We start from the raw sequence: 26975 nt of genomic DNA on the forward strand, positions 1-26975 counted from the left end.
CAACCCTCAGGCCTGGACCGCGCCTTCTTCCTTGTGCGCGTTGTGCAGCACTTCGATCAGGCAGTCTTCAAGTTCGAAGCGCTCGTGCAACAGCCCGCCCAACTTGGCCAGTTTCTCGGCGAAGCGTTCGGTGTCCTTGCACTCACCCTTGGCGCAATGGTCATTGAAGGCCAGTGCGATCTGAGTACTGTCGTTGATCCGTGGGTTGATCTCTTCGGCCAGCTTCAGCGCTTTTTCGTCTCCGAAAGCCTTGGCCTCTCTGACCAACTGCTCGCAGACCTCGAAATGCCACGCCGAAACGTAGTCGACAAGGAGCGCGCAAAACTCCCCGTTGGTGTCCTTGTCGGCGAAGGCCGGCTTGGCATCGCGCAGTGCGCGGAAAGCCTGCACCAGTTCCTTGCGCTCCGCCAGCCAGCGGTCGATCAGTTTGTGAACCCCACCCCAGCGTTCCTGAGCGTTCTGACAACTATCGAGCATGGCGATCTCTTCCCTTCTGGGTAGATGCCGCTGCACCTCGCACCACGACCGTGCAGCACAAAGGTGACATCAGCAGGCGGCATCGAGCAGTTGTGTTTTCGGTATGCGTGCTGGGAGATTATTCCCGTGCGTGCTGCCCTTCAAGGTACGCAGCGGACAAAGTTCATACAAGTGTTTAATAACCTGTTACACGGCCATTGGTCGCGCCAATGGCGCCAGCCTTGCGCCAGGTCATGTTCTCGCCAGGGTGCGGAAACGATACGCCAGCAGGCAGCTCAAGGGCAGCCCCGCCAAAAGCAGAAAAGCCAGTAGGCTCCACTCGGGCAAGGTCAGGTCGAGAAAGCTCCAGGTCAGCGAGTTGCAATCCGGGCCACCGAACAACAGTTGCCGAGCCGCCTCGCCCCAGGACTGCTCCAACAGCCGCCCGATCGGCACCGGGCAGACAGGGATGGCCCCGTCAGCCCCCTGCAACCAGACATGCCGTGCTGCCAGCAACGCACCGGTCAGCGAACAGCCCAGCGTCGCCCGCGCGTAACAGCGAATACCCGCCGTACCCGGTGCCTGTAGCACTGCCGCCAGGCACAGCAGCGCGTACACGCCAAGCAGCAGCCGCTGGCTGAAACACAACGGGCAAGGCACCAGCCCCAGGACGTTTTCCAGGTGGAAGGACGCGGCCAGTACCGCCAGTGCAGCGAGGCTGGCAGGTAGAAAAAAGGTGCGCAAACGGGCCGGCAGCATGGGCGGTGAAGGTCCCGGGATAATGAAGTGGCTTGAAACGGTAGAGGAAAGACACGCTTTGTTTCAAGGCGCGACAGCAATGACAAGTCGCTGAATCGCGAAGGAAATTTCCAGCCATGCGGTAGGAAGCGTCTGAAGAAATGGACTGCAGATCGAACTTACATCGAGAGACAAGTTACCCGCCCCCGGAGCCCGCGCCTTGGCACGGGCCCTGGGGTAGGTCAGGCGCGCACGCCTTCTGGCAAAGGCAGGGCTAGCAGGCGCTCGTCCAGCAGGCCGAGGCCCTCCTGGAACAGCTGGTTGCTTCGCTCGGTCTCGCCAAGGCCGGCAAGCAGACGCGCCAGCTCGGCGCAGGCCTCGGGGTTGCGCTCCATGCGCAGGCTGCTTTCCAGGTAGTCGCGCGCCTTGCCCCACAAGCGGTTCTGCAGGCTCAGACGGCCCAGGGTCAGCAGCAGGCTGGCGTCCTGCGGGTGGGCCTTGAGCCAACCTTCGGCAGTTTGCAACTGACGCGCCGGGTCATCGCCGCGCACCAGGCCGTACAGGCGGGCCAGGTGGCTTTCGTATTCACGCTTGAGGGCGTTGCGCAGCACCTGTTCGGCTTCGCTCTGGGCACCCACCTGGCGCAATTGCTCGGCGTAGGCCAGCACCAGCTGTGGCTCCTGGCGCTGGGCAGCGGTCAGTTGCTGCCAGGCGCGCTCCAGGGCCTGACGGGCACTTTGCGCGTCCTCGCCACGGGTGGTGGCCAGGCTCAGGTTCTGGCCCCAGGCACGTTGCTCCAGGGCAGCCAGTTCGGCGGCTGGCAGCACCTTGCCCTTGCGCAGGTCGGGCAGCAGGCGGATCAGTGCCGACCAGTCGCCGCGCTCCAGGTGCAGCCGCTGCAGCAGGCGCAGCACCTGGCTGTTGTGCGGGTGGCGCTCCTGCATGGCCAGCAGGGTTTCCAGGGCGCCATCGCTTTCGCCACGGTCCATCTGCAACTGCGCATGGGTCAGGGCGATAGCCAGCTCCGCTTGCGGCTGGCGCTCCAGGGCACGCTCCAGCAGGTTATCGCTGTCTTCGGTTCGGCCTTGCTCGTTGGCAGCACGCGCGGCACCAAGGTAATACAGCAACGGCTGGCGCTCGGCCTCTGCGGCACGGTGCAGGTGGCGCTGGGCACTGGCCCAACGGCCCTCGGCGAGGTCCAGTTGGCCTTGCTCGATGGCCAGGCGAACGCGCCGGCTGCGATTACGCCGCGACCATGGGTTGACCACGCCGCTGGAAGTCAGCACCAGGCCGACCAGGTAGCGCACCAGCCACAGCAGCAGCACCACCGCCAGCAAGCCGGCCAGGGCCGCCCACAACCCCGACTGGTAGCGGAAGCTGCCATAGGAGATCAGCACGTAGCCGCTGTGCTTGGCGACCGCAATACCCAGCGCCGCCGCGACCACAATCGCCAGCACGGCCAGCAGGTAGACACGCTTCATGGCTTGCCCCCTTCAGCCTCGGCCGGCAGGTGGCGGCGCTGGATATAGGCCTGTACTGCGGCCAGGCTTTCGCTGAGGTCGGGGGTAACCACCGACACCGGCTGCTCGGCCAGGGCATTGAGGCTGTCAAGCATGGCCTTGCTTTGCGGGTTGTCGGCGTTGAAATTGGCCAGCAGCACGCTACGCGCGTCGTCCAGCGCCTGGGTGTAGACCTTGCTATCGCCATTGAGCGCTGCCCACTGGGCCTGTTCGATGGTCAGGCTCAGGGCAAGGCGCAGCTGGTTCAGTTGCTGCCCGGCCAGCAGCGGCCGCACGTTGTCATCGGCGTTGAAGTCGATCTGGAAGTACTTGGAGATCTCGGCCCACCACTGGGACAGGCGACTGGCGCCATCACCATCGGCGGTCAAGGCGCCCAGGGCGTCGGCATTGGTTTCGAACTCCGGCGACTGGGCGCTGAGTTGCTGCACCAGCTCGCGCTGCGCGGCCAGTTTGAGAAACAAGCCGGTACGGTCCGGTTGCTGGGTGCTGTTGAGCGTGGCCAGGCTACGCGCCAGCTGCTCACGGGCGGCGAAGGCACCCGGATCGCTCTGCTCGCGCAGGATCTCGTCAGCACCCTCGACCAAGGCCTTGGCACTGGTGATGTCCTGCAGCGCCGACAGACGCAGGGTGGCCAGGCGCAGCAAGTGCTCGGCTTCGGCCAGGCGCCATTCCTTGCGGCTTTCGCCCAGCACGGTTTCCAGGCGCTGGCTGAGGCGTTGCTGGTCGCCTTGCAACTGCGCTACCAGGCGGCGGCGGTCTTCCAGCTCGCTGGCCGCCGGCAGGCTGGCCAGTTGCGCGCTGATCTGCTGCTCACGCTGCTGCAGGGCCTCGGCGCGCTGGTTCAGCGCCTCGATGTGCTGGCCCTGGTTGAATTCGCTGCCTTGCAGTTGACGCACCTGCCAGACACCCCAGCCACCTACCGCCACCCCGGCCGCACCCAACAGCAGGGCCAGCGTTGCAAGGCCACTGCCGGAGCGCTTGGCAGGTGGGGTGGTGACGGGTTCCGCCGGCGCTTGTGCCGACGGCTGATCGTTATTGGACAAGACAGTCTCGCTCACGTATCCATCCTTTGCATGGGGGCGCATCGCGTTCAGCTTAGCGCCTTAAGAGGCAGGTGCAGCGCTGCGCTGCACGGCTGCCAGCAAGGCCGTGGCACTGGCGCCACGGCAATCCACAACCTGTTGGGCCCCGGCGGCCCTGGCCTGTTCGGCGACCCGAGGGCTGGGCACGAACAGCGGCAGACGCGCCAGCTGCAGCCAGTCGGCACCGGCCATCTGCTGCAAGTGTTCAAAACCCTGCCCACTGCTGACCACCAGGCCATTGAGGCGTTCCGCTTCGATGCGGCGCATCAGGGTGCCCGCCGGGTAAGCCGGCAGGCAGCGACGATACAGTTCCAGATAATCGACACTAGCACCTTGCTCTGCAAGACGCTCTGCCAGCAGTTCGCGACCTCCGACGCCACGAACGATCAAGACCCGTGGCGCCGGCACAGCAACGGCCTGGCGCAGGGCTGGCAGCGCCAGCAACGCTTCGCTGTCATCACCACGTGGCGGGACGCTCACCGCCAGGCCCGCCCCCTGCAGCACGGCGGCGGTCGCCTCACCCACAGTGAACCAGCCTTGCACGGGTGGCTGCAGGCCGGCCTTGGCCAGTTGCTCAAGCAACAACCGGGCAGCCGGCTTGCTGACCACGATGATCGCCTGGAAGCCCTGCAGGCCTTCCAGCAACAGGCGTTGCTGGTTACCCACGGTGACGGGCTCGATCGCCAACAGCGGCAGGCAGCTGCTGCCCACCCCCGCCGCCGCCAGGCTTTGCGCCAGTGCCGCACAGTCCTCGGCAGGCCGGGTCAGCAACAGGCGCCATTGGCTCACGGGTGGCCGGCCTCGCCGTAGACTTCCTTGAGGATGGCTTCGGCACCCTGCCCCAGCAAGTCCTCGGCCACTTGCACGCCCAGGGTTTCGGCGGCAGTACGAGGCGCGCGGGCATCGGCCACCAGCAGCGTGCCACCGCTGGGCTGGCCAACCAGGCCACGCAGCCACAGCTGGTCACCTTCCAGTACCGCATAGCAGGCAATCGGCACCTGGCAGCCACCATTCAGGCGTTTGTTCAAGGCACGCTCGGCCACCACCCGGTCGGCGGTGTCGGCATGGTGCAGCGGCGCCAGCAGCGCGTGAATTTCGTGGTCGGCGCTGCGGCACTCGATGCCCACCGCGCCCTGGCCGCCAGCCGGCAAGCTGTCATCGACGCTGATGGTGGAGGTGATGCGGTCTTCGAAGCCCAGACGGATCAGACCGGCGGCAGCAAGGATGATGGCGTCGTATTCACCGGCATCCAGCTTGGCCAGGCGAGTGTTGACGTTGCCGCGCAGGAAGCGGATTTGCAGGTCCGGGCGACGCGCCAGCAACTGGGCCTGGCGGCGCAGGCTGGAGGTACCGACGATGCTGCCGGCCGGCAGCGCGTCGAGGCTGGCGAAGCGGTTGGAGACGAAGGCATCGCGCGGGTCTTCGCGCTCGCAGATGCAGTACAGGCCCAGGCCTTCGGGGAAGTCCATGGGCACGTCCTTCATCGAATGCACGGCGATGTCGGCTTCATTGTCCAGCAAGGCGGTTTCCAGTTCCTTGACGAACAGGCCCTTGCCGCCAATCTTCGCCAGCGGGGCGTCGAGCAGCTTGTCACCACGGCTGACCATGGGCACCAGGGTTACCAGCAGACCGGGGTGGGCCTGCTCGAGGCGGGCTTTGACGTATTCGGCCTGCCACAGGGCCAAGGCACTTTTACGGGTGGCAATGCGGATTTCGCGAGTGGACATGGAACGCCCCGATCCAGAGAAATGCTGTCGATGATAACAGCATCGCCGGTATCGCTAGCAGATACGGATCAACAGGCCATGTGTGGTTTGCTGTGGGAGCGGCCTTGCGGCCCTTTCGCGACACAAGGCCGCTCCCACAAGGCCCGAGCAAATCCACAGACTTGCGCAAAGGGCTCAGAGGGTCTGCATCATCTTGCGCACACCGGCCACATGGCGCCGGCTGACGGTCAGGGCGTCCCCGTCCAGGCCTTTCAGGTACAGCTGGAAATGCCCCAACGGGGTGCGCTGCAGGCGTTCGATACGCTCACGGGCGACCAGCGCGTTGCGGTGGATACGCACGAAGCGTTCGCCAAACTCGTCTTCCAGGGCCTTGAGCGGCTCGTCGAGCAGCACTTCTCCGGCCTCGTGGCGCAAGGTCACGTACTTGTGGTCGGCAATGAAGTAGATCACCTGGGGCAAAGGGATCAGCTCGATGCCTTTGCGCGTACGGGCACTGATGTGGCTACGCGGGCCGCCACCTTCATTACCTGGTCGGGTGAGCGCCGCCAACTGGCCGCGGTTGGGCTTTTCGGCCTTGCGCAAGGCATCGCGCAAGGCCTGGGCCTGGAAAGGTTTGGTCACATGGCTGAGGGTACTGTCCTTGAAAGCCTCGGCACCATATTCATCGTCCCCGGTGCAAAACACCACCGCCGGCGGCGCCTCGCGCTCGCACAGGCGGGCAGCAACCTGCAGGCCATCCAGGCCTGGCATGCCGATGTCCAGCAGGACCACATCGGGCTTGAGGCTTTCGATCAGCGCCAGGGCCTCCTCGCCGTTGGTGGCGCTAGGCTCCAGCACGGTGTAACCCTCCAGTTCGCCGAGCAGCCGGCTAAGGCGCTCACGGCCTTGGGGTTCGTCATCAACGATCAGGACATTCATAATTGCGCTGGATTCCTGAATGAGTCTCGCACAGGTATAGCGTAGACAGGTATGGTTCGAGCGACACTAAGGTCACGCTCTAGACCGGTGCGATGGCCAAAGATTCACTCGGCTGGCAGATTCACTGCCAGTCCTCAGTCCAACTGTAGACGGTCCGTGGAACACTGCCGTTCATTCCTGCAAATCCTTCTCTGCCGTTTTCCGTGCATTTCTCTCGACCAGCGCCCTGCGGCGGCCAGCCCAACCCTGCTATCATCGGCGCCTCTTTTTCGTTCACGCCTGCAATGAGTGAATCCATGAGCACCGACAAGACCAATCAGTCCTGGGGCGGCCGCTTCAGTGAGCCCGTCGACGCCTTCGTCGCCCGTTTCACCGCCTCGGTCGATTTCGACAAGCGCCTGTACCGCCACGACATCATGGGTTCGATCGCCCATGCCACCATGCTGGCGCAGGTCGGCGTGCTCAGCGATGCCGAGCGCGACACCATCATCGATGGCCTGAAGACCATTCAGGGCGAGATCGAGGCCGGCACCTTCGACTGGCGCGTCGATCTCGAAGACGTGCACATGAACATCGAGGCACGCCTGACCGACCGTATCGGCATCACCGGCAAGAAGCTGCACACCGGCCGTAGCCGCAACGACCAGGTGGCCACCGACATCCGCCTGTGGCTGCGTGACGAAATCGACCTGATCCTGGCCGAAATCACCCGCCTGCAGCAGGGCCTGCTGGAGCAGGCCGAGCGTGAAGCGGAAACCATCATGCCCGGCTTCACCCACCTGCAGACGGCCCAGCCGGTCACCTTCGGCCACCACCTGCTGGCCTGGTTCGAAATGCTCAGCCGCGACTACGAGCGCCTGGTCGACTGCCGCAAGCGTGCCAACCGCATGCCCCTGGGCAGCGCCGCACTGGCCGGCACCACCTACCCGATCGACCGCGAACTCACCTGCAAGCTGCTGGGCTTCGAAGCCGTGGCCGGCAACTCGCTGGATGGCGTGTCGGACCGCGACTTCGCCATCGAATTCTGCGCCGCCGCCAGCGTGGCGATGATGCACCTGTCGCGCTTCTCCGAGGAGCTGGTGCTGTGGACCAGCGCGCAGTTCCAGTTCATCGACCTGCCAGACCGCTTCTGCACTGGCAGCTCGATCATGCCGCAGAAAAAGAACCCGGACGTGCCAGAACTGGTACGTGGCAAGAGCGGCCGCGTGTTCGGCGCCCTGACCGGCCTGCTGACCCTGATGAAAGGCCAGCCGCTGGCCTACAACAAGGACAACCAGGAAGACAAGGAACCGCTGTTCGACGCCGCCGACACCCTGCGCGACTCGCTGCGTGCCTTTGCCGACATGATCCCGGCAATCAAGCCCAAGCATGCCATCATGCGTGAAGCGGCCCTGCGCGGCTTCTCTACCGCCACCGACCTGGCCGACTACCTGGTACGCCGTGGCCTGCCGTTCCGTGACTGCCACGAGATCGTGGGCCACGCGGTGAAGTATGGCGTGGACACCGGCAAGGACCTGGCCGAAATGAGCCTGGACGAACTGCGCCAGTTCAGCGACCAGATCGAGCAGGACGTGTTTGCCGTGCTGACCCTGGAAGGCTCGGTGAATGCCCGTAACCACATTGGTGGTACCGCACCGGCGCAGGTGCGTGCCGCCGTGGCCCGCGGCAAGGCGCTGCTGGCTTCGCGTTAAGGCCCATTGCGAGGGCTTCGCCCTCGTTCGCGGGCACGCCCGCTCCCACAGGTATTGCACAGGCTTCAAAAGCAGTGCTGTACCTGTGGGAGCGGGTTTACCCGCGAATGCCCCAACACTGTTCTCAGCGTTTTCCGCTACGAATCATCTCCATGAAGGCCGGCATCGCCGCCTCCTTGTCCGCCACGATCCGCGCCATGTGCGGGTTCTCGCCCATCAGCTGCAACAACGCCTTGGCCTGCGGGAAGTCCGCCAGGAAGTCGATGTTCAGCACCTTCTTGCCCACGGCACAGGCCAGATCGACCGAGAAGCAGAACATCAGGTCTGCCAGGGTCAGTTGCTCACCCGCCACATAGGGTGCGAAGCGGCCGTTGCGCTTGAGCGTGGCAAAACCGGCCAGCAGGTCGGCACGGGCTTTTTCCTTTATCAGCGGCTCTACCGACATGCCAAAGAATGACTCGGCGTAACAGGTACGCGCCGGCAGCTCGATGTACAGCTCGATTTCCTTGAGCAGCTCACGCACCTTGGCTTGCCCGAACGGGTCGGCCGGCAGCAGCGCCTTGCCGCCCTGGGTCTGCTCGATATAGTCGAGGATCACACTGGTTTCGCTGAGGAAGCCGTGTTCGGTCTGCAGCACCGGCACCTTGCCTCGCGGGCTCACTTCCAGCGCCTGTGGCGCCTGGCCGCCATAGAAGGTGACTTCCTCGAAGGGCAGGCCTTTTTCCAGCAGGGCCAGCTTGACCATGTTGTAGTAGTTGCTGACCGAGAATCCATAAAGCTTGAGCATGAGGTAACAGCCTCCAGGCCGTAAGGGGTTGGCCCGGCTTTTATAGACCGATCAGCCGCCCCCTGACCAGCGTCATGCACCCCGTCAATGCCCGGGCATTGCTGCCACAGGCGTGGCACACTGTGCATCCCATCCTAGGAGTACCGCCATGAGCGAGCCCACCGACATCGACAATGACGACGACGAAGCCTTCGCCGAGGCAACGCTGACCCAGGCTATCGAGAACCAGATAGAAAGCGGCGAGCCGCCTGCGGCCAAGGCCACCTTCAACAAGCTGACCCTGGTTGGCTATGAGCGTGAAGACATTCTCAACCTGATGGCCCATGTGCTGGCCTTCGAGATCGACAACATGCTGGTGGAAGACCGCGCGTTCAACAGCGAGTGGTATGAAAGCGCGCTGCGGGCGCTGCCAGAGTTACCGCCTGAGATGGATCAAGGCGAGGACGAATAACCCGGCTACACTCGAAGATCAGGCACCGTAGAACGGTGCCGTCATCCTTGTCTGGAAGTCAGGAGTCGCCATGCCTTTTACCCCCGATCTGATCGCTGAACTGGAAGTCCTTTCGCTGTTCAAGCACGACAGCAGCCAGGAAGGCATCAAGATTCACAAGAACGCTTCCCCTGCCTTGGTGGCCGCCGCGCAACGCCTGCATGAAAAGGGGCTGACCGATCAACCTGATGGCGGCTACCTGACCAGCTTGGGTCATGACGCTGTCGAAAGTGTCCAGTTGCTGCAGAACATTCTCAAGGCGCCACAGCCGGCTTGAATGGCGGTCTTGCTCAAACTTTGAAACTCGCGCGGTCCCTGTGGGAGCGGCTTTAGCCGGTGCCATACACCGCGCCGCTTGCTTCGCGGGTAAGCCCGCGCCCACAGGGGCCGCGCCAGCCTGTCAGGCGATCAGTTAGCCGTTGCCCTGCGCCTTTCCGCCAGGCGCGAACGCCCGTACAGGAACACGATGGCCAGCAAGGCCAGCGCCTGCGCTGACAGCGAGTAGGCATCGGCGTGGATCCCCAGCCAGTCGAATTCGAAGAACGCCACCGGCCGCGTGCCCAGCACCCCGGCCTCTTGCAGTGCCTTCACGCCATGCCCGGCGAACACCACCGACAAGGCACATAGCAGCGCGGCGTTGATGCTGAAGAACAGCGACAGCGGCAGCTTGGCCGAACCACGCAGAATTACCCAGGCCAACCCCACCAGCAGCACCAGCGCCGTGGCACCGCCCGCCAGTACCGCCTGGTGCCCGGCCGGGCCGGCCTGCAGCCACAGGGTTTCGTAGAACAGGATCACTTCGAACAGTTCGCGGTATACCGAGAAGAACGCCAGCACGGCAAAACCGAAGCGTCCGCCGCCACTGACCAGGCTGCTCTTGATGTAGTCCTTCCAGGCGGCGGCATGGCGGCGGTCGTGCATCCACACGCCAAGCCACAGCACCATCACCGCGGCGAAAAGCGCCGTGCAGCCTTCCAGCAGCTCGCGCTGGGCGCCACCGACGTCGATCACGTAGGCCGCCAGGGCCCAGGTGGCGAAACCGGCGACCAGCGCCAGGCCCCAGCCAATGTTGACGCTGCGCACTGCCGACTGCTGGCCGGTGTTGCGCAGGAAGGCCAGGATCGCCGCCAGCACCAGAATCGCCTCCAGGCCTTCGCGCAGCAAGATCAGCAAGCCGGATACAAAGCTCAGCGACCAGCTCAGACCATCGCTGCCCAGCAGCCTGGAAGCCTGCTCCAGCTTGGCCTTGGCTTCGCTCAGGCGTTGTTCGGCCTGGGCCACGGGCAAGCCGTCCTGCAGCGACTGACGGTAGGCCATCAGCGATTTTTCGGTGTCCTTGCGCGCCTGGGTATCGATGTTGTCCAGCGAGCTTTCCACCAGCTCGAAGCCTTCCAGGTAGGCCGCTACTGACAGGTCATAGGCCTGGTCGTGATCACCTGCGCGGTAGGCCGCCAGGCTCTTGTCCAGGGTGCTGGCGGTGTATTCGAGCAATTGTGCCGGGCCACGTTTGACCTGCGGCGGCTGGGCGCGCTGGGCGCGGAAAGCCTCCACGGCCGTGGCGCCTTCGCTGACGGCGACTTCGGCCGGGGTCTGCCGGGCCAGGTCGGCGATGTTCCAGGTCTTGTCGCCTTTGCCAGGCTGTGGATTGGCGGTGAAACCGGCAATGTATGCAGCCACGTCCCAACGCTGGCGGTCATCCAGCTGGTCGGCAAAGGACGGCATCTCGGTGCCATCGATGCCCAGGGCCAGGGTGTTGTAGAGGTCGAACAGGCTCAACTGGTCGAGGCGCGATACATCGCGCAGGTTGGCGGGTGCAGGCTCAAGGCCCACGCCGGCCGGGCCATCACCGGCACCGGTTTCACCGTGGCAGATCGCGCAGTTTTGTGCGTACAGCGAAGCACCACGGGCCGGGTCCGGGGTGATTACCGGGGCCTGGCTGACCTCATAGGCCACTGCCAGGCGCGCGCCCAGTTGGCGGGCCTGCTTGGCCACCACCGGGCCGTCCTGGCGCTGGTCGATGGCCTGGCGCAGCGCTTGGATGCCCTGCTCCAGTGCCGCTTGCTCGGTATTGGCAGGCAGATCCTTCACCAGCTCAGCCAATACCGCGCTGAACTCTTGCTGCTCGCGGTATTCGCCATCGTCGATGACCTTGCCGTCTTGTACGGTCGGCGGGTAGTCGGCGCCAATGTAGTCGAGCAGGTGCAAAGCCTTGGTGGCCTCGGCGGGGGCTTCGGCCAGCGCCAGGGTACTGCACAGCGCCAGTACCGGGCCGAGCAATAAAGCCGGCAGCCAGGCGAGCAGACGGGAACGGGTTTTCATGGCCACTCTCGAAGGAAATGCGAAAGAGAACATTGTTCACTTCCACTTAGCTTCGCTCAAGGGTGCTGGGCGGATTTCATGAAAAATCTTGGTACAAATCTGATGAAGTGGGATGTCCGCCGTTAGAGGTTCTTCGCCTGTGAGATCGAGCGCCGCCCGCGCGGCGCATCGCGAGCAAGCTCGCTCCTACATTTGTTTCGGGCCAGTGTCGCCTGTGCCAGCGCGCGATCGCCTTGTTTGTCCCACGCAATATCGAGGTGAATAAAAAGGGGCCGCGCGCCCCTGCCTCAGAAATAATTGGCCCGAAACAGATGTAGGAGCGAGCTTGCTCGCGATGCGCCGCGCGGGCGGCGCTCGATCTCATAAGCGCTGAAGAGCTTAAGACAGGCACATGGCAGCCCTACCTCAATGCCTACCCGTATCCTTCCACCCCCCACCCAACGCCAGGAACACCCCAATCTGTCCCTGAGCCACCTGGCTATTGGCCGCCGCCAGCTGCGCGCGCATGTCGGTATAGGTCCGCGTCGCCTGCAGGTCGGCCAGGAACGACTCACGCCCAGCCTGGTAATAGCGGTGCGTCTGGTCCGCTGCTTCCTTGGCCGATTTCTCAGCCTCGGCCAGCGCGTCACGCCGATCCAGCAAGGCGCTGTACTGCGCCAGGCGGGTCTGGGTCTCGCGAATGGCGTTCAGCACTACCCCATCAAAATTCGCCAGGGCTGCCTGGGTCGAGGCTTCAGCCATGCGAATGCGGGCGCGGGTGCCGTTGGTGGGGATGGTCCAGCTGATCTGCGGGCCGAAACCCCAGCGGTTAGTCGACGGATCGCCGAGGTTCTCGAGAATACCGATGGTACCAACCTGGGCGCCGATGCTGATGTCCGGGTACAGGGCACCAGTCGCCACGCCAATGTAGGCGGTGGCAGCAGCCAGCTGGCGTTCGGCCTGGCGCACATCTGGGCGGCGTTTGAGCAGCGCAGCGCCATCACCCACCGGCACCAGCTGGTTCAGGTGCGGCAGCTCGGCACAATCGGCAGTGCCAGTAGGCAATTGGTCGACCGGCTTGGCCAACAAAGCGGCCAGGGTATACATGCCGGTCTCGCGCTCCGCCTTGAAGCGCGGCAGTTCGGCGCGCAAGGATTTGAACTGGGTCTGTGAGCGGGTGACCTGGGTTTCGTCGCCACGCCCGGCATCGCGCAGGCGCTGGTTGAGCTTCACGCTCTGCTCCTGCAGGTCGAGCGACTCGCGGGCAATGTGGTATTCCTCGTTGGCCGAGCATACCTGGGTGTAGGCCTTGACCACATCCGCCACCAGGGTGATGCGGGCGGTGTCGGCGGCGGCCTGCACTGCGTCGGCATTGGCCTTGGCCGCCTCGGTGCCACGCTTGAAAGTGCCCCACAGGTCGAACTGGTACGAGGCACTGATGATGGCCTCACCGATGTTGGCCACCGGCACTTTCTCGGGCAGCAGGAAGGCTTCACCCGACTCCTGCAGGCGCTGGGCGCCCAGTTTGACACCGCCGTTGAAGCCACCTTGCGACTCGGCAACTTCGACCTGGGCGCGTGCCTTGGCAATGTTGGCGGCCGCCACACGCAGGTCGGTGTTGGCACTCAGGGCCTGGCGCACCAGCTCGTTCAACCGTTGATCTTGGTACAGCTGCCACCAGTCCTCGGGCACCGGTGCCGACACCACGCTGTCGGCATCCTGGCGCAACGGGCCGTCAAGGTCGCTGCGTTGCACCGCCGCGTCCTTCGGTACTTCGTAGTCGGGGCCAACCATCATGCAGGCCCCCAGCGAGAGGCACAGCCCTGCCAGGATCAGCTGTTTCATGGCCGCTGGCCCTCGATGATCGACACCGTGGCGGTTCGCCCGGCGATCATGCGGAAGTCCTGCGGCACTTCGTCAAATGCGATGCGCACCGGAATACGCTGGGCCAGGCGCACCCAGCTGAACGCCGGGTTGACGTTGGGCAGCAGGTTGGCGCCGCTGCTGCGGTCGCGGTCTTCGATACCGGCGGCAAAGCTTTGCACATGACCACGCAGGCGGGTGTTGTCGCCCATGACGCGAATGTCCACGGCATCGCCAATGTGGATACCGCCAAGCTTGGTTTCCTCGAAGTAGCCATCGACGTGGTACGAGGCGCTGTCGACCACCGACAGCACCGGGCGGCCGGCAGTGACGAATTCGTGATTACGCGGTGCACGGTCGTTGAGGTAACCGTCCACCGGGCTGCGCACCACCGAGCGGTCCAGGTTGAGCTGGGCGGTATCGACAGCCACCTGCGCTTCGCTGACGGCGGAACGGGCACGGGCCTCGCGGGACTGGCTTTCTTCCAGCTGTTCGGCAGCTACCAGGTTGCCCAGCTTGCGGTTGCGCTGTGCTTCGCGGGAGGCCTGGGCCAGGGTTTCCTGGCGCTCACCCAGGGTCGCCCTGGCCTGGCGCAGGGCCAGGGTGAAGCGGTCCTGGTCGATGGTGAACAGCACATCGCCGCGCTTGACGGTCTGGTTGTCACGCACCTCGACCTTCTGGATCAGCCCGGACACATCCGGGGCGATCTGGATCACGTCGGCGCGGATGTGGCCGTCGCGGGTCCAGGGGGCGAACATGTAGTAGACCACCATCTGCCACACGAGCACGGCGGCGAAGGTCACTACTAGCAAGGTCAGGACCACACGGCCCAGGGTCAGCAAAGGTTTTTTCATGGCAGCATCAGGTTTCGGCAAAAGTGGTCCACCGCACCAAGCAGCACGGCATACAGGGCAACGTTGAACAACGCCCGGTGCCAGACCAGGCGGTAGAAATGCAGGCGCACCAGCACCGCGTGCACTCCGAGGAACAGCAGGTAGGTGCCAAACATCATCACCAGCAGCGTGGGCAGGAATACCCCGCTGATATCCAGTTCACCAATCACAGGGGCGCTCCGTCGAGGCCGGGGGGCAGTTGCGGTTGTTCGGCTGGCTCGAGCATTACCTCCACACCCGGCAGCAGCGCCAGGCGCAGGCCGCTCAGGGCGTGCAGCAGGTGGGTGCGGGCATCACCGCGCTCGTACAGCTCATCAAGGTTCAGCGCCAGGCGCGCGCGCTCCATGTTGCGCAGTAGCGCGGCCGGAGCGTGCAGACGCTCACCGGCGCGCAGGCAGGCGGCGTAGTGCGCGCCAACTTCCTCGATCACCGTGTTCAGGCGCTCGCGAGCCTGCTGGCCGGCACGCGGCATATAGGCCAGCAGGTCGAGCAGGTTCAGCCCCACGCGCAGGTCGCGCAGTGCCACGCCGCTGTCCTGGCCGGTTTGCGACAGGCGCGGCAGGTGCTGCATCAGGCGGTCTAGCATTTGCACACCGACCTGGCGGTGCTCGGCCAGGGTGGCCGGCTCGGTCATCTCGACAATGTCGCGCCAGGCGAAGCGGGTCATGCGCTTGGCCGCCAGCTCCACGCCAAACGGGCGCATCACCAGGGTCCAGATGAAGGCGAACAGCAGCCCCACGGGGCCAGCCAGGTTGGAGTTGAGGAAGGTGAAAAAGTCGGCGTCGTAGGCGCCCTGGATGCTGATGAAGGTCGAGGTGTTGACGATGGTCAGCAAAGTGCCGAGGTAAAAGCGCGGCTGCACGGTCAGGGTGCCGACGCAGATGAACGGCACAGCGAAGGCCAGCACCAGCATCGGGAAATCGTGCAGGTTGGGCAGCACCAGGAACAGGTACAGGCTGGAGAAGATGACCGACATCAGCGTCCAGAAGAAGAACCGGTAGATCTGCGGCGCCGGGTCATCCATGGCGGCGAAGAAGCTGCACGACACGGCGGCGAGGATCACTGCGCTGGCGCCGTCGTTCCAGCCCAGGCCGATCCACAGGCCGCAGGCGACGATGATCGCCAGCACGGTGGAGGCCACCGAGTACAGCATCAGGCCACGGTCGAAGAACGCCGTCAGGCGGCCCAGGCGCCAGTGGCGGTAGACCGCGCGCCAAGGTTTGGCATCGTCGCTGCGCAAGGCGTGTTGCAGGCTGCAGCAGTCCTGCCACAGGTCGGCCCATTCGGTCAGGCGATACAGGGCGTTGGACAGTAGCAGTTCGGCGCGCTGGTCGAGGGCAGCGGCACCGGGTTGCAGGCGCTCGATCTGTTCGTGCAGGGTGGTCCAGCGGTCGACCGAGGCGCTGTCGGCGGTTCCCTTGAGCCATTCGCGGGCGGCATCGAGCAGCGGTTGCAACTGGGCGAACTGAGCCGGGGCGCGGCCTTCGAGGGCTACCAGGGCGTCGTCGAGGGCGTCGATCACCGGCAGCAGATGGATCATGCGTCCGCGCAACTCGCGGGCGTTCTTCAGGGTGTGCGGACCGGCGCCTTCATGGCCGAGCTGGCCGATCATCAGCTCTAGCGAGTTGAAGGTGGCAACCATCGCCCCGCGCATGCCACCAACTTTGTCGGCGCTGACATCACGCGCCAGGTAGGTGTCGCTGTAACGGATCGCCTCGGTGAACCAGCTGCCGGTGGCACCGACTACAACCGGCGCCAGCCGGCGTGGCCAGAAGATCGCCCCGACCACCGCCGCGCAGACGATCCCCAGACAGATTTCCTGGGCCCGGGAAGACGCCACGTCGAACACTGCCAGCGGGTTGTCGACCACAGCCAGGGCGATCATCGGCAAGGTGTAGCCAGCCAGCATCAGCACGTAGTTGTTGGCGGTGCGAAGGTTCAGCGAAAGGAACAGCAAGGTGCCGGTCCACAGGGCGATGGCGATGCTCAGCAGCAACGGCGACTGCACCAGCGGTGGTACCAGGAAAATCGCCCCGCCGGCGCCGAGCAGCGTGCCCACGGCACGGTACAGGGCCTTGGAGCTGGTGGGGCCAAGGAACGGGCTGGAGACGATATACACCGTAGCCATGGCCCAATAGGGGCGCGGCAACTGCATGAGCAGGGCGATGTACAGGGCGATCATGGAGGCGGCAAAGGTACGCACGCCATAGAACCAGTCGCGGGCGGGGGGCACCGAGCTGAAGAAACCGTTCATGCCGCCCCGCCTGTGTTGCCCAGGCCGGCAGCTTCGAAGGCACACAGCACGCGCAAGGCGGCTTCCAGGTCGGCCTGATCGATGCCATGCAGCACCTCTCGGCGCAGGCGCACCAGTTCGGCTTCGATGGATTCGGCCAGGGCGCGGCCTTCGGCGGTCAGGCTCAGGGCTTTGGCGCGGCGGTCCAGCGGGTCCTCGCTGCGGCATACCAGGCCAGCCTTGCACAGTTGGTCGAGCAGGCGCACCAGCGACGGGCTTTCCAGGCCAGCGGCCTGGGCCACGGCCACCTGATGCACGCCGTCGCCCAGGCGCACGATCATCAGCAACGGCGCCGCGCAGGCCTCGGAAATGCCGTAACCGGTCAGGGCAGCATGGCAGATGCGCCGCCAATGGCGTGCGGCAACCACCATGCCACTGCTGACTTGCAGGCGCAGGAGATCAAGGGACATGACAGGAACCAAGGATATTCATAGTTTGCTAACTATCAATATACGCCTGTGCCTACCCCAGTCGTCAACCTGGGGTGACGGATAGCTTGGGTGAAATGTTGTTCATGCTTCTGTCTGTACTGGCCCTTTCGCGGGCTTGCCCGCTCCCACAGGGATCTCACAGGACCTGAAATTTGTGCGATCCCTGTGGGAGCGGGCGAGCCCGCGAAAGGGTCGGTACAGGCAACAGAAAATTCAGGTCTGTATCTGGTCTTCCAGCTTCATGGTCAAGGCCAGTGTGCTGCCCATCTGCACCGCCCGATCCCGCCACTCCTGGTACCGTACCGCGTCGCCGCTGCTGAAGTGCACCGCCAGCTCCTCGGCCGCCTGCACCACCCCCGCCGCTGCCGCCAGCTCCAGCCAGTACAACGCAGCCTTGAGATCAGCCTCCACGTACAACCCGTGCATCAACCGGTAACCCACCTCGAAACGGCAGCGTGCCTCGCCCCGCTCGGCCCCGCGCAGGAACCACTGGTAAGCCTGCACCAGGTCGACCTGCCACTGCTGGCCGCCGTTACACACCTCTTCCTCGTACAGGTCACCCAGCGCGGCAGCAGCATGCAGCATGCCCCGCTCGAACGCCTGCCGGTAGCACTCCGCCGCCTGCACGTAAGAGGGCTCGATGCCTTTGCCGAAGTAATGTTGCTGCCCAAGGTTGAACCATGCCGCCGCATTGCCCTGCAGGGCCGCCATGCGCAACAGGTGGCCGGCCAACACGGTGTCAGCACGCCAGTATTTGCCGTTGAGCCAGATCCAGCCAAGGTCGTTGAGCGCCGCCACGTTGCCTTGCAAGGCCTGGCGGCGCAGGTCGACATACACCGCCTGCAGGTCGCTGGCTTCGTCCAGGCGGCTGACCAGCAGCGAACGCTGACTGGGCATCCCTATCCCGACAAACAGTCGCTGTCGCCTCCCGACAGCGGCCGGTGGGGCAATAACCCGCTCGGGCAAAAGGCGGGCAAGCAGCGAATGGATATTGCTGGCAGCAGACATGTTCATCCTCATTGAACGACACACAGCCCCAACCTTTGGCTGTGATGAGGCGTGATTCTGCGTGACGTAGCGTCAAAACCTGTCGCGAACGATTCGGCACCAGGCAACCAAATGCGACTTACTTGATCTGAGCAGGCTGTGGCCAATTGCCATGACCCACGCCTGCCGCCATCCTATTGCGGCAAGCCTAGACAAGGACGTTATCTTTTGCCGTTCGCCACCACTCGCGCCACCCTCAGCCGGCAGTGGGCGCTGCTGCGCCAGCTGCCCAGCCGTTCCCCAGGTATTACCAGCGCCGAGCTGGTATGGCGCCTGCGTGACGTGGGCTTCACTGTCAGCAAACGCACTGTCGAGCGCGACCTCAATGAGCTGTCGCTGATATTCCCACTGGAGCGCAATGACAAGAGCATTCCGTTTGGCTGGCACTGGTCGGCAAGCGCCGTGGGCGAGCTGCGCGGCAATTTCGACTTGCTGACACACCTGCGTGGCGATGCCTTGCAACCGGCCCGGGGCGAGGGGGTGGGGTTGGTGGCGCGGATCAGCGATGCGCTGGCGCGGCAGTTGCGGGATGCACCGCTAAGCAGTGACATGCAGCTGACGCCGCTGGAGCACGGGCATCGGTTGCGGGCCACAGTGAGTGATGGCTGGCCGCTGCGCTGGTGGCTGTTGAGCCATGGGGATGGGGTGGTGGTGGAGCAGCCTGCCGGCTTAAGGGAGGAGATTGGCAGGATCCTGAGCAATGCGGCTGCGCAGTACCAGAATTTGTAGCCTGTGCCGGCCTCTTCGCGGGCTTGCCCGCTCCCACAGGTGCTCTACAGATTCTGAAACGTGTGGTTTTCCTGTGGGAGCGGGCAAGCCCGCGAAGAGGCCGGTACAGGTTTACCTGCTAGCGCTGCATCCCCCAGCGCCGCACCGTCAGCCGCTCCAGGGTATTGAACACCAGTCCTTCCACCAGCAAGCCGATCAGGATCACCACCGCCAACCCGGCAAACACCTTGTCGGTGTATAGCTCGTTGCGGTTCTGGAAGATGTACCAGCCCAACCCGCCTTTGCCACTGCTGGCCCCGAAAACCAGCTCGGCAGCGATCAGTGTGCGCCAGGCGAACGCCCAGCCGATCTTGAGCCCCGACAGGATCGACGGCAGCGCCGCCGGCACCAGGATATGCAGCACCAGCCGCAGCCCTTTCAGGCCATAGTTGCGTCCAGCCATGCGCAGCGTCTCGGACACGCCGAGGAAGCCGGCATAGGAGTTCAGCGCCATCGCCCACAGCACCGAGTGCACCAGCACGAAGATCAGGCTGTTGTCACCCAGCCCGAACCACAGCAAGGCCAGGGGCAACAGGGCAATCGCCGGCAGCGGGTTGAACATCGAGGTCAGCGTGCCCAGCAGATCGCGCCCAAGCTGGGTCGACACCGCCAAGCTGGTGAGGCCGAAGGCCAGGATGATCCCCAGCAGGTAGCCCTTGAGCAAAATCACCAGCGACACGCCGACCTTGGCCGGCAGCTCACCGCTGACCAGTCCGTCCCACAGCGCCGTGGCCGTCTGCAGGAAGGTCGGCAGCAACAGATCGTTGCCCTGGTAGCGGGCGATGGCCTCCCACAGCACGGCGATCACCAGCAGGATGACCGCCTTGCGCAGCCAGCTGTGCTGCCACAGGCGTTGCGCCAGCGGTAGCTGGCGCTCCAAAGGCACACTGAGCAGGGGCTCCAGCTGCACCTCGTATTCCTGGCGTACAGGTGTAGTGGTCATGGCTGAAGCTCCTGTCAGTAGGCGATGCGGATATCGTTGAAACCAAGATCGTCGGGCTGTTCAGGCGCATCCGCCTCATCGAACAGCAAACGGTGGATGCGCCGGGCACTGGCCTGGAAGTCGCTGCCACCCAGGCTGCCCAGGTCGTACTGGTGGCTGTGCACTTCGGCGCGCACCCGCCCCGGGTGGGGCGACAGCAGCAGGATGCGGTTGCCGACCACCAGTGCTTCTTCGATGGAGTGAGTAACGAACAGCAGGGTAAAACGCACCTCTTCCCATAGCAGCAGCAATTCTTCCTGCATCTTGCGTCGGGTCAGCGCATCAAGTGCCGCGAACGGTTCGTCCATCAGCAGGATCTTCGGCTGCGTGGCCAAGGCCCTGGCAATCGCCACGCGCGCCTTCATACCGCCCGACAGGGTGTGCGGGTGAGCATCGGCGAAGGCTGCCAGGCCGACTTTTTCCAGGTAGTGCAATGCCCGCTCCTCGGCTTCGGCGCGTTTCAGCTGGCCCGACACCAGCAGCGGGAACATGACGTTCTGCTTCACCGTCTTCCACGGCGGCAGCTGGTCGAACTCCTGGAACACCACGATGCGGTCAGGGCCAGGGCCGTTGACCGGCTGGCCCTGCAGCAGAATCTGCCCTTCCTGAGGCGAGATGAACCCGGCCACGGCCTTGAGCAAGGTGGACTTGCCGCAGCCGGAGGGGCCGAGCAGCACGAAACGGTCGGCACGGTCGACTTCGAAGCTGACCTGGTGGGTGGCCCGCACCACGCGTTGCGCGGTGCGGTATTCGAGACTGAGGTTATCCACCTTGAGCAAGGGCGGCGTGGCGACACGGCTCAGGTTGCTGGCCGTGTGGCCTGGCAATGGGGCGGTCATGATCGGTCAGCTCCCCTGCAGCGGGCGTTCATCCTGGAAGAAGTAGTCCTTCCACGATTCCGGCTTGTGCTTGATGGCGCCTACCCGATAGAGGAAGTCGGCCAGCTTGTAGGTGTTCTTTGGCGTGACGGTGAACTCGTACTGCGGGTTGTCGATCAGCTTGATCAGCGTGTCGCGGTCGATCTTGGCCTTGGTCACGCGGATGTAAGTATCGGCGGCGGCCGCCTTGTCCTTCTGGGCGAAGTCCGCAGCTTCGGCCAGCGCATCGACGAAGGCCTTGTAGGTCTTGGGGTTGTCCTTGCGGAATTTCTCGGTGGCGAACAGCAAGGTCGGCGAGTTGGGGCCGAGCAGGTCGTAGCTGTTGAGCACCACGTGCACGTTCTTGTTGGCCAGCACCTGGTCCTGGAACGGCGGGTTGGAGAAGTGCCCGTTGAGTTCGGTGCCGCCGGCCAGCAGCGCGGCAGTGGCATCCGGGTGCGGCACGGCCAGGGTGTATTTGTCGAGGCGATTGTATTCCTTGTCGCCCCACTGCTGGGCGGCGGCGTACTGCAGGAAGCGCGACTGCACCGAAACGCCTACCGCCGGTACGGCGATGCGGTCTTTGTCGGAGAGGTCGGCAATGGTCTTCACGTTGGGGTTGCTGCTGACCAGGTAGTACGGGAAGTTGCCCAGCGAGGCCACGGCCTTGACGTTCTGTCGGCCGTTGGTGCGGTCCCACACGGTCAACAGTGGGCCGACGCCGGCGCCGGCGATGTCCACCGAACCGGACAGTAGTGCATCGTTGACGGCCGAACCACCCGACAGCTGGGCCCAATCGACTTCGATGTCGATGCCCTGCTCCTTGCCATGTTTTTCGATCAGATGCTGGTCACGCACTACGTTCAGCAGCAGGTAGACAATGCCGAACTGCTCGGCGATGCGAATCTTGCCTTCTGCTTGCGCCGTGGCGGGGGCCGCCAGGCTGCCGACGACCAGGCTTGCGCCCAGGCCAATGCTTGCCGCCAGGCGGCTGATGGATTTACGCATGATGGGTTTCCTCAGTCGTCAGAACGGGGCATCGCCCTGGATGGTGGTGCGGTACAGCTTGCGCCGCAGGTGTGCGGGGCAGCCGGTGGCCAGGTGGATCAGCGAGCGGTTGTCCCAGAACACCAGGTCGTGGGGCTGCCACTGATGGCGGTAGATGTTCTGCTCCAGCACGCTCAGGGCATACAGTTGTTTCAGCACGTCGCGGCTTTCGTCATCTGGCAGGCCGACGATGCGGGTGGTGAAGCCTTCGCTGACGAACAGCGCCTTGCGGCCGTTTTCCGGGTGGGTACGGACCACCGGGTGGATGACTTCCTGTACCTGCGCCAGCTGCTCGGCGGTCAGGGTCGGGCGCCAGTTGCCTTCGAACTTGGTCTCGGCGTAACGGGCGGTGTAGGAGTGAGCGGCACTGCGGCCCTCGACCACGTTGCGCAAGGCCGCGGGTACGGCGTCCCAGGCTTTGTGCATGTCGGCGAACAGGGTATCGCCGCCTTCACTGGGCAGCTCCTGGGCATGCAGCATGGAGCCGAGGCTGGGCAGTTCCTTGTACGACAGGTCCGAGTGCCAGAACTTGCCGGCATCGCCCAGGCCGATGTTCTGGCCGTTTTCGATGATGTTGGAAACGATCAGGATCTCGGGATGGCCGGCGAGCAGGAACTGTTTGAGCACATGGATCTGCAATGGGCCGAAGCGGCGGCTGAAGGCGATCTGCTGGTCGGGGCTGATGCGCTGGTCGCGGAACACCAGCACATGGTGGTCGAGGTGGGCGCGATGGATACGGGCGAAATCCTCGGCGTTGACCGGTCTGGCCAGGTCCAGGCCGATGATCTCGGCGCCTACGGCACCGGAGAACGGGCGGATTTCGAAGCGTTGCGGCTGGGCGCTGTCGATGATCGACAAGGCGTTCGAGGCGGCTGACATTTTTCACTCCCACGCAGTGCGCGACTTCAATGGCGCGCAACGATCAGAAACGCACGGGGATTTCCCGTGTGGGTTCAAGTCGTGCGGCGCATCGATTGGTCGACGGGTACGCAGTGGAGGTGACTATAAAGTCATAAGAGTTATATTTTAAATACCGTTAACGAATAACCATAGCACTGCTGTAAGGGCGTTGCGCAGTCAGATCAGCCCGCCCTGCTCTTCTTCATCAATGAGGTTGTTCAGGCTGCTGAGCGCCTTGCGCGCTGTAGAACGGTTAAGCAGCTTGGCCTGCGCACCGGGGGGCAGGTCGGTGATCTTGAACACCCCTTTGGCGGTCAACACGTCGATCAGGTCCTCGAGCACGCGGATCATGTCCAGGTCGCTTTGCTTGAGCTGGTTGAGGCTGTTTTCCACGACGTCATCGGCAAACCATTCCTGGATATCGGCATGGTCAGCGGGAAGCATTTCGGTGAACTGGTCGAAAGCGGCCGCTTCTACCCGCCGCAACTGGCCGGCGGCATCGCGTTGCACGTAGAACATGGCGGTGTCCCTCGTCACGTTAGTCCTTTGATAGTAGACAGCAGCATAGGCAAAGATCGCCCGGCACGCAGGGCCGGCGCCAGAGTATGCGCTGTCGCAGGATGTCAGGAAAGAGCCGTGGCCGCTCAGAGGCCAATCGCCGGCAAGCAAGCGCCCACAGGTACCGCACAACTCTCAGGAGCTGCACAGTACCTGTGGGAGCCGGCTTGCCGGCAATCGGGCTGCAGGGCAGCCCGCTAGCGCATGAGCAATCAGCTGTCCTTGTTGTGGATGATGATGGTCGGGTCAGCACCGCTGATCAACGAGTTGATCGTGGTGTTGGACCAGTTCACCCCTTCCAGCTTGATGGTCACGTCGGCGTTGGCCAGGCCACCTTCGGCATTGAGCTTGCCTTCGCTGCTGACCTGCAGCGTCGTCGTACCGTCCACCGTGGTGAGTTTCAGGTAGTTGTCGATGGTGCTGCCCTTCTCGTTCTGCAGCAGGTCGCTCAAGTCGATCTTGTCTTTTTCGCCTACGTTGAAGTCCTTGATGACGTCATTGCCGGTATCGCCAGCCTTCCACACGAAGGTATCAGAACCGCTGCCGCCAATCAGGATATCGTGGCCCTGGCCACCGATCAGGGTGTCCTTGCCGCTACCGCCCAGCAGGATGTCGTTACCCTTGCCACCATCAAGCACGTCATCGCCACCTTGACCGAAGAGGATGTCGTTGCCATTGCCGCCGGACAGCAAGTCTTTACCGTCGTTGGCACCGGAGATATCGAACTCGGTGTAGTGCTCGGTAATGTACTGGTGGACATTACTGGTGGTGATGGAACTGGCTTCGACACCGCTCTTTTGCGCCACGTACGTCTGCAGCGCCTGATAGCCCTCACTGACGACACCGTTGAGAGTAATCAGGTCACCGAAGATGATGTCGTTGCCGTTACCACCATCGATGCTGTCAGCGCCCGGCAGAATCGCCTCGGAATGGCCGAGAATCGCCTTGGCCAGATCCGACGGATCAATGCCTGCCTGTGGTTTGCCAGCGGAGTCGTACGGCTTCAGATCGTTCAGCGTGACATCGCTATTCAAGCCGATGGCCTGCACTTTACTCACGCCGTTGACGCCACCGAGCAAGCTGAAGCTCGCGGTGGTGCCTGCTGCCGACTCCTGATAGTTCCAATACTCACCGTAGCCAGAACCGTCCAGGCTGGAGAACTCGTAGGTGCCATCGCCCTGAGCATGCAAGGTGCCGACGGTGCTGGTGGACTGAAGCACCAACTCACCTTTCTTGTTCTCGCTGTAGGTCAGGACCTTGACCGTGCCACTGCTGCTGATCTCGACTTTGTGAGTCGAGTCGGCCCAGCCACTGAAGGTATCGCCAAGTTTGTAGTTGTTGACGTTGACCACGTCATCCAGGTACTTGCCATTGGTCCACAGCCGCGGGTTGGTATTCTCCCCGCTCTGGTAGTAGGTCGGCTTGCCGTCAGTGATGAAGTAAGTCAGGTTCTCCGCATTGGCGTTACTGCTGGCCATGGCGCTCTTGAAGAAGTTGGCCGTGGCCTTGAACGCGTCTTCGTAGTTGGTACCGCCGCCGCTTGCCATGGAGTTCAGTACGTTCTGCAGCTTGCTCAAGGCATTCGGGTCGGCAAGGTTCACCGCCACGTTCTGCTTGACCTGGGTATCGAAGTCCACCAGGAAGATGTTGACCGTGCCCGAGGTATCGGAGCCCAGGCTGGCCTTGAGCGTATTGAACACCGAGGCCAGCTGCGTCTTCGCGTCCGAAATCGACTTGTCACTCATGCTGCCCGAGCTGTCGACAATAAAGGCAATGTTGTAGTTCTTGCCCTGAACCACGTTCAGGCCAGACACGTCGGCGACCATGATGTCGTTGCCTTCGCTGCCGTTCAGCGTATCGCTGCCCGAGGTACCGACACTGGCCTTGTAGGTCGCAGCGTATACGGTCACCGGGATGTTGCCGGTGGTAACGGCCGAACCGCCCAGGCTTTCAGTGGCAACCGAGGTGACGGTAACGTCGAACGAACCTTTGTAATAGGCCGGTGGAGTCAAGGTCAGGCTGCTCAGTTTCCAGCCCGTCACATCGACTGGTCCAGTACCGACCGTGACAGTGTGGCCTGCACCATCGCTCAGCACGGTACCTTTCGGAATACCGCTGAGGGTCACGCTCAAGCTCTCGGAGCCATCGGTGTCGGTCAGGGCGGTAGAGATGCTGACCAGTTTCACCGAACCACCTTCCGGCCCTTCATTGAACTTGTAGCCGTCGTAGTAGCTCTGCCCATTGACGGTGTGCAGGTCGGACACGCCCAGGCCGGCGTTGGCCATCTCGGTCACGCTTTGGTACATCTTCAGGTTCGAGCTGCTCAGGTCAGTGACCGCACCCGAGCCTGCCTGGATGTTCAGGTCATAGCTGCCTGGGCCGGACTGGTTGGCATGGTAGACCTCGATCGGGTAGTAGCCACTGTTGTTCGGGGTGAAGGTACCCGAGATCTGCCCACCGGCCCCCCAGGTGGCCGTGACCACGGTCTTGCCACCAATGGTGACCACGAAGCTATCGTCGGCGGTCCCGCTGAAGGTGTAGGTCTTGCCGGCTTCCAGATAAATCAGGCCCGACGTTTTCGAGCCGGTGCCAGCGCCGACGCTGCCATCGGACTGCACATTGGTGGTGGTGCTGCTGGCGTTGGCATTGCCGGAGTTGGCAAAGACCGTCTTCAGGTCTTCGCCGGTAATACCATTACCACCAGTACCCAGGCCTTTGAGGCTGGTCCAGACTTCCTTGGTCAGGCCTTTGGAGTCGAAATCAGCGCTGCCGAAGCTCAGGGTCGGCTTGTCTGCAACCGGACTGATATCGACCTTCATGGTCACTTCGCTGCCCAGGTTGGTGCCATCGTTCGGCTTGAACTTGAACTGCGCGTAGTCAGCCTGCTGGTTCCCCACGCCGTTGCCACCGTAGCTGTCCCCACCCGACTGGTTGAGGGCCGGGACGAACTTCAGGTTCTGGGCCGTGATGTCAGCCTGGCTGACCACTTGGCCGACGGCCACATTCACCCATGCAGTACCATTGAAGAACTGCAAGCTGCCGGCGGCCGGGAGCGAGGTAATGGTCACGGACAGGCCGGTGTTGCTGTCGGCATCGGTGACTTTGAAGTCACTCCAGGCAAACACGTAGGCGGTGTCTTCCACGCCAAACACCGCACCGCCAGGCGAAACCGGCAGGTGGTCGTTGTCGAGGATGGCTGTGGTCACGCTGGCATTGTTGCTGTCGACCTTCAGGTTCTCGAAGCCTCCACCGGTGGCGGTTTCGATCTTCACAGTGAAGTTCTCGATACCCTCGACCAGCTTGTCGTCGATGGTCGCGATGTCGAACGTGGTGCCGTTGCTGTTGGCCGGGATCTTCACAGTGGTGATACCGGTGAAGTCCTCGCCATTCTTGGCGGTGCCGCTGTAGCTGAGGGTGATCGTGACCTCGGCCTTGGACGCATTGCTCAAGGTCAGCGTGTAGTGGCCGGTTTCGCCTTCGGTCAGTGACGTGGTGCCGCTGATGCCGACCGTGGCGACATCGCCCTGGTTGCCGGTACCCGGGGTGCCCGAGCCCGGCTCGTCGGTGACGGTGGTGCTGACCGGGGTCTTGTCCAGGGTCAGTTGCTCGAACTTGCCCACGTCAGCGCC

General features: G+C 63.6%; 25 protein-coding genes. 4 read left to right on the top strand and 21 right to left on the bottom strand.

The genetic code is table 11. From position 1 onward, the window contains the following. Window positions 1-6: 6 nt before the first annotated feature. The 7 genes from rsd to M2S36_RS10855 all read right to left on the bottom strand — a co-directional run bounded on the left by rsd (window position 7) and on the right by M2S36_RS10855 (window position 6441). Window positions 7-477, bottom strand: a complete 471-nt coding sequence (gene rsd / locus M2S36_RS10825; protein ID WP_333957155.1) for a sigma D regulator — start codon at window positions 475-477, stop codon at window positions 7-9. A 231-nt stretch (window positions 478-708) separates the two neighbouring features. After that, window positions 709-1215 (bottom strand): disulfide bond formation protein B, encoded by a 507-nt coding sequence (locus M2S36_RS10830; RefSeq protein WP_333957156.1) that lies wholly within the window; start codon window positions 1213-1215, stop codon window positions 709-711. A gap of 221 nt (window positions 1216-1436) precedes the next feature. Beyond that, a complete protein-coding gene (locus M2S36_RS10835; RefSeq protein WP_333957157.1) occupies window positions 1437-2675 on the bottom strand; it encodes a heme biosynthesis protein HemY in 1239 nt (412 codons plus the stop codon). Continuing rightward, the gene (locus M2S36_RS10840) at window positions 2672-3772 is read right to left on the bottom strand and encodes a uroporphyrinogen-III C-methyltransferase (protein WP_063914393.1); all 1101 of its coding nucleotides are present in this window, start codon (window positions 3770-3772) and stop codon (window positions 2672-2674) included. Before M2S36_RS10840 ends, M2S36_RS10835 begins: the two co-directional genes overlap by 4 nt. Before the next feature lie 45 nt (window positions 3773-3817). Continuing rightward, complete coding sequence (locus tag M2S36_RS10845; protein ID WP_207833057.1) at window positions 3818-4585, bottom strand: uroporphyrinogen-III synthase; 768 nt, start codon at window positions 4583-4585, stop codon at window positions 3818-3820. After that, window positions 4582-5523: a hydroxymethylbilane synthase gene (gene hemC, locus M2S36_RS10850; protein ID WP_063914391.1), complete on the bottom strand. Its 942-nt coding sequence runs from the start codon at window positions 5521-5523 to the stop codon at window positions 4582-4584. Before hemC ends, M2S36_RS10845 begins: the two co-directional genes overlap by 4 nt. Window positions 5524-5697: 174 nt before the next feature. Then, window positions 5698-6441, bottom strand: a complete 744-nt coding sequence (locus M2S36_RS10855) for a LytR/AlgR family response regulator transcription factor (RefSeq protein ID WP_063914390.1) — start codon at window positions 6439-6441, stop codon at window positions 5698-5700. Between the two features lie 296 nt (window positions 6442-6737). Here M2S36_RS10855 and argH point away from each other — a divergent pair, with 296 nt between their 5' ends. Further along, complete coding sequence (gene argH / locus M2S36_RS10860; protein ID WP_025337274.1) at window positions 6738-8132, top strand: argininosuccinate lyase; 1395 nt, start codon at window positions 6738-6740, stop codon at window positions 8130-8132. A gap of 124 nt (window positions 8133-8256) precedes the next feature. On the opposite strand, the gene M2S36_RS10865 is transcribed toward argH, so the two are convergent. Beyond that, the gene (locus M2S36_RS10865; RefSeq protein ID WP_207833055.1) at window positions 8257-8919 is read right to left on the bottom strand and encodes a glutathione S-transferase; all 663 of its coding nucleotides are present in this window, start codon (window positions 8917-8919) and stop codon (window positions 8257-8259) included. 148 nt (window positions 8920-9067) lie between these two features. Here M2S36_RS10865 and M2S36_RS10870 point away from each other — a divergent pair, with 148 nt between their 5' ends. Next, window positions 9068-9370, top strand: a complete 303-nt coding sequence (locus M2S36_RS10870) for a hypothetical protein (RefSeq protein WP_063914387.1) — start codon at window positions 9068-9070, stop codon at window positions 9368-9370. 70 nt (window positions 9371-9440) lie between these two features. Beyond that, window positions 9441-9686, top strand: coding sequence for a TIGR02647 family protein (locus M2S36_RS10875; protein ID WP_015268535.1), 246 nt, complete (start codon window positions 9441-9443; stop codon window positions 9684-9686). A gap of 131 nt (window positions 9687-9817) precedes the next feature. On the opposite strand, the gene M2S36_RS10880 is transcribed toward M2S36_RS10875, so the two are convergent. The 7 genes from M2S36_RS10880 to M2S36_RS10910 form a co-directional block, all read right to left on the bottom strand. After that, a complete protein-coding gene (locus tag M2S36_RS10880) occupies window positions 9818-11761 on the bottom strand; it encodes an FTR1 family protein (RefSeq protein ID WP_333957158.1) in 1944 nt (647 codons plus the stop codon). A gap of 372 nt (window positions 11762-12133) precedes the next feature. Beyond that, window positions 12134-13552, bottom strand: coding sequence for a TolC family protein (locus M2S36_RS10885; protein ID WP_333957159.1), 1419 nt, complete (start codon window positions 13550-13552; stop codon window positions 12134-12136). Then, window positions 13549-14424: an efflux RND transporter periplasmic adaptor subunit gene (locus tag M2S36_RS10890; protein ID WP_233688042.1), complete on the bottom strand. Its 876-nt coding sequence runs from the start codon at window positions 14422-14424 to the stop codon at window positions 13549-13551. Before M2S36_RS10890 ends, M2S36_RS10885 begins: the two co-directional genes overlap by 4 nt. Next, window positions 14421-14633 (bottom strand): DUF1656 domain-containing protein, encoded by a 213-nt coding sequence (locus tag M2S36_RS10895; RefSeq protein ID WP_003255905.1) that lies wholly within the window; start codon window positions 14631-14633, stop codon window positions 14421-14423. The genes M2S36_RS10890 and M2S36_RS10895 overlap by 4 nt, the downstream gene beginning before the upstream one ends. Continuing rightward, window positions 14630-16717, bottom strand: a complete 2088-nt coding sequence (locus tag M2S36_RS10900; RefSeq protein ID WP_333957160.1) for an FUSC family protein — start codon at window positions 16715-16717, stop codon at window positions 14630-14632. The genes M2S36_RS10895 and M2S36_RS10900 overlap by 4 nt, the downstream gene beginning before the upstream one ends. Further along, window positions 16714-17166, bottom strand: a complete 453-nt coding sequence (locus M2S36_RS10905) for a MarR family winged helix-turn-helix transcriptional regulator (RefSeq protein WP_333957161.1) — start codon at window positions 17164-17166, stop codon at window positions 16714-16716. Before M2S36_RS10905 ends, M2S36_RS10900 begins: the two co-directional genes overlap by 4 nt. Window positions 17167-17400: 234 nt before the next feature. Next, window positions 17401-18195 carry a tetratricopeptide repeat protein gene (locus M2S36_RS10910; protein WP_333957162.1) on the bottom strand — a complete coding sequence of 265 codons (795 nt, stop codon included), beginning with the start codon at window positions 18193-18195 and terminating at the stop codon, window positions 17401-17403. A 207-nt stretch (window positions 18196-18402) separates the two neighbouring features. On the opposite strand from M2S36_RS10910, the gene M2S36_RS10915 reads away from it, so the two are divergent. Beyond that, window positions 18403-18963, top strand: a complete 561-nt coding sequence (locus tag M2S36_RS10915; protein WP_063914377.1) for a WYL domain-containing protein — start codon at window positions 18403-18405, stop codon at window positions 18961-18963. A 118-nt stretch (window positions 18964-19081) separates the two neighbouring features. Here the strand turns inward: M2S36_RS10915 and M2S36_RS10920 are convergent, their stop codons facing one another. The 6 genes from M2S36_RS10920 to M2S36_RS10945 all read right to left on the bottom strand — a co-directional run. Further along, the gene (locus M2S36_RS10920) at window positions 19082-19945 is read right to left on the bottom strand and encodes an ABC transporter permease (protein ID WP_333957163.1); all 864 of its coding nucleotides are present in this window, start codon (window positions 19943-19945) and stop codon (window positions 19082-19084) included. 14 nt (window positions 19946-19959) lie between these two features. Then, the gene (locus M2S36_RS10925) at window positions 19960-20823 is read right to left on the bottom strand and encodes an ABC transporter ATP-binding protein (RefSeq protein ID WP_207833032.1); all 864 of its coding nucleotides are present in this window, start codon (window positions 20821-20823) and stop codon (window positions 19960-19962) included. A gap of 6 nt (window positions 20824-20829) precedes the next feature. Continuing rightward, entirely contained in the window at window positions 20830-21849 is a 1020-nt protein-coding gene (locus tag M2S36_RS10930) for an ABC transporter substrate-binding protein (protein ID WP_333957164.1), read from the bottom strand. Window positions 21850-21867: 18 nt separating this feature from the next. After that, window positions 21868-22767 (bottom strand): TauD/TfdA dioxygenase family protein, encoded by a 900-nt coding sequence (locus M2S36_RS10935; RefSeq protein WP_233688039.1) that lies wholly within the window; start codon window positions 22765-22767, stop codon window positions 21868-21870. 198 nt (window positions 22768-22965) lie between these two features. Then, window positions 22966-23307 (bottom strand): tryptophan synthase subunit beta, encoded by a 342-nt coding sequence (locus M2S36_RS10940; RefSeq protein WP_207833026.1) that lies wholly within the window; start codon window positions 23305-23307, stop codon window positions 22966-22968. Between the two features lie 251 nt (window positions 23308-23558). After that, window positions 23559-26975: type I secretion C-terminal target domain-containing protein (locus tag M2S36_RS10945; protein ID WP_333957165.1), on the bottom strand; the 3417-nt coding region annotated here is incomplete at its 5' end.

This window comes from Pseudomonas sp. SF2 (genome assembly GCF_036858055.1).
In the GTDB taxonomy this organism is placed as follows: Bacteria; Pseudomonadota; Gammaproteobacteria; order Pseudomonadales; family Pseudomonadaceae; genus Aquipseudomonas.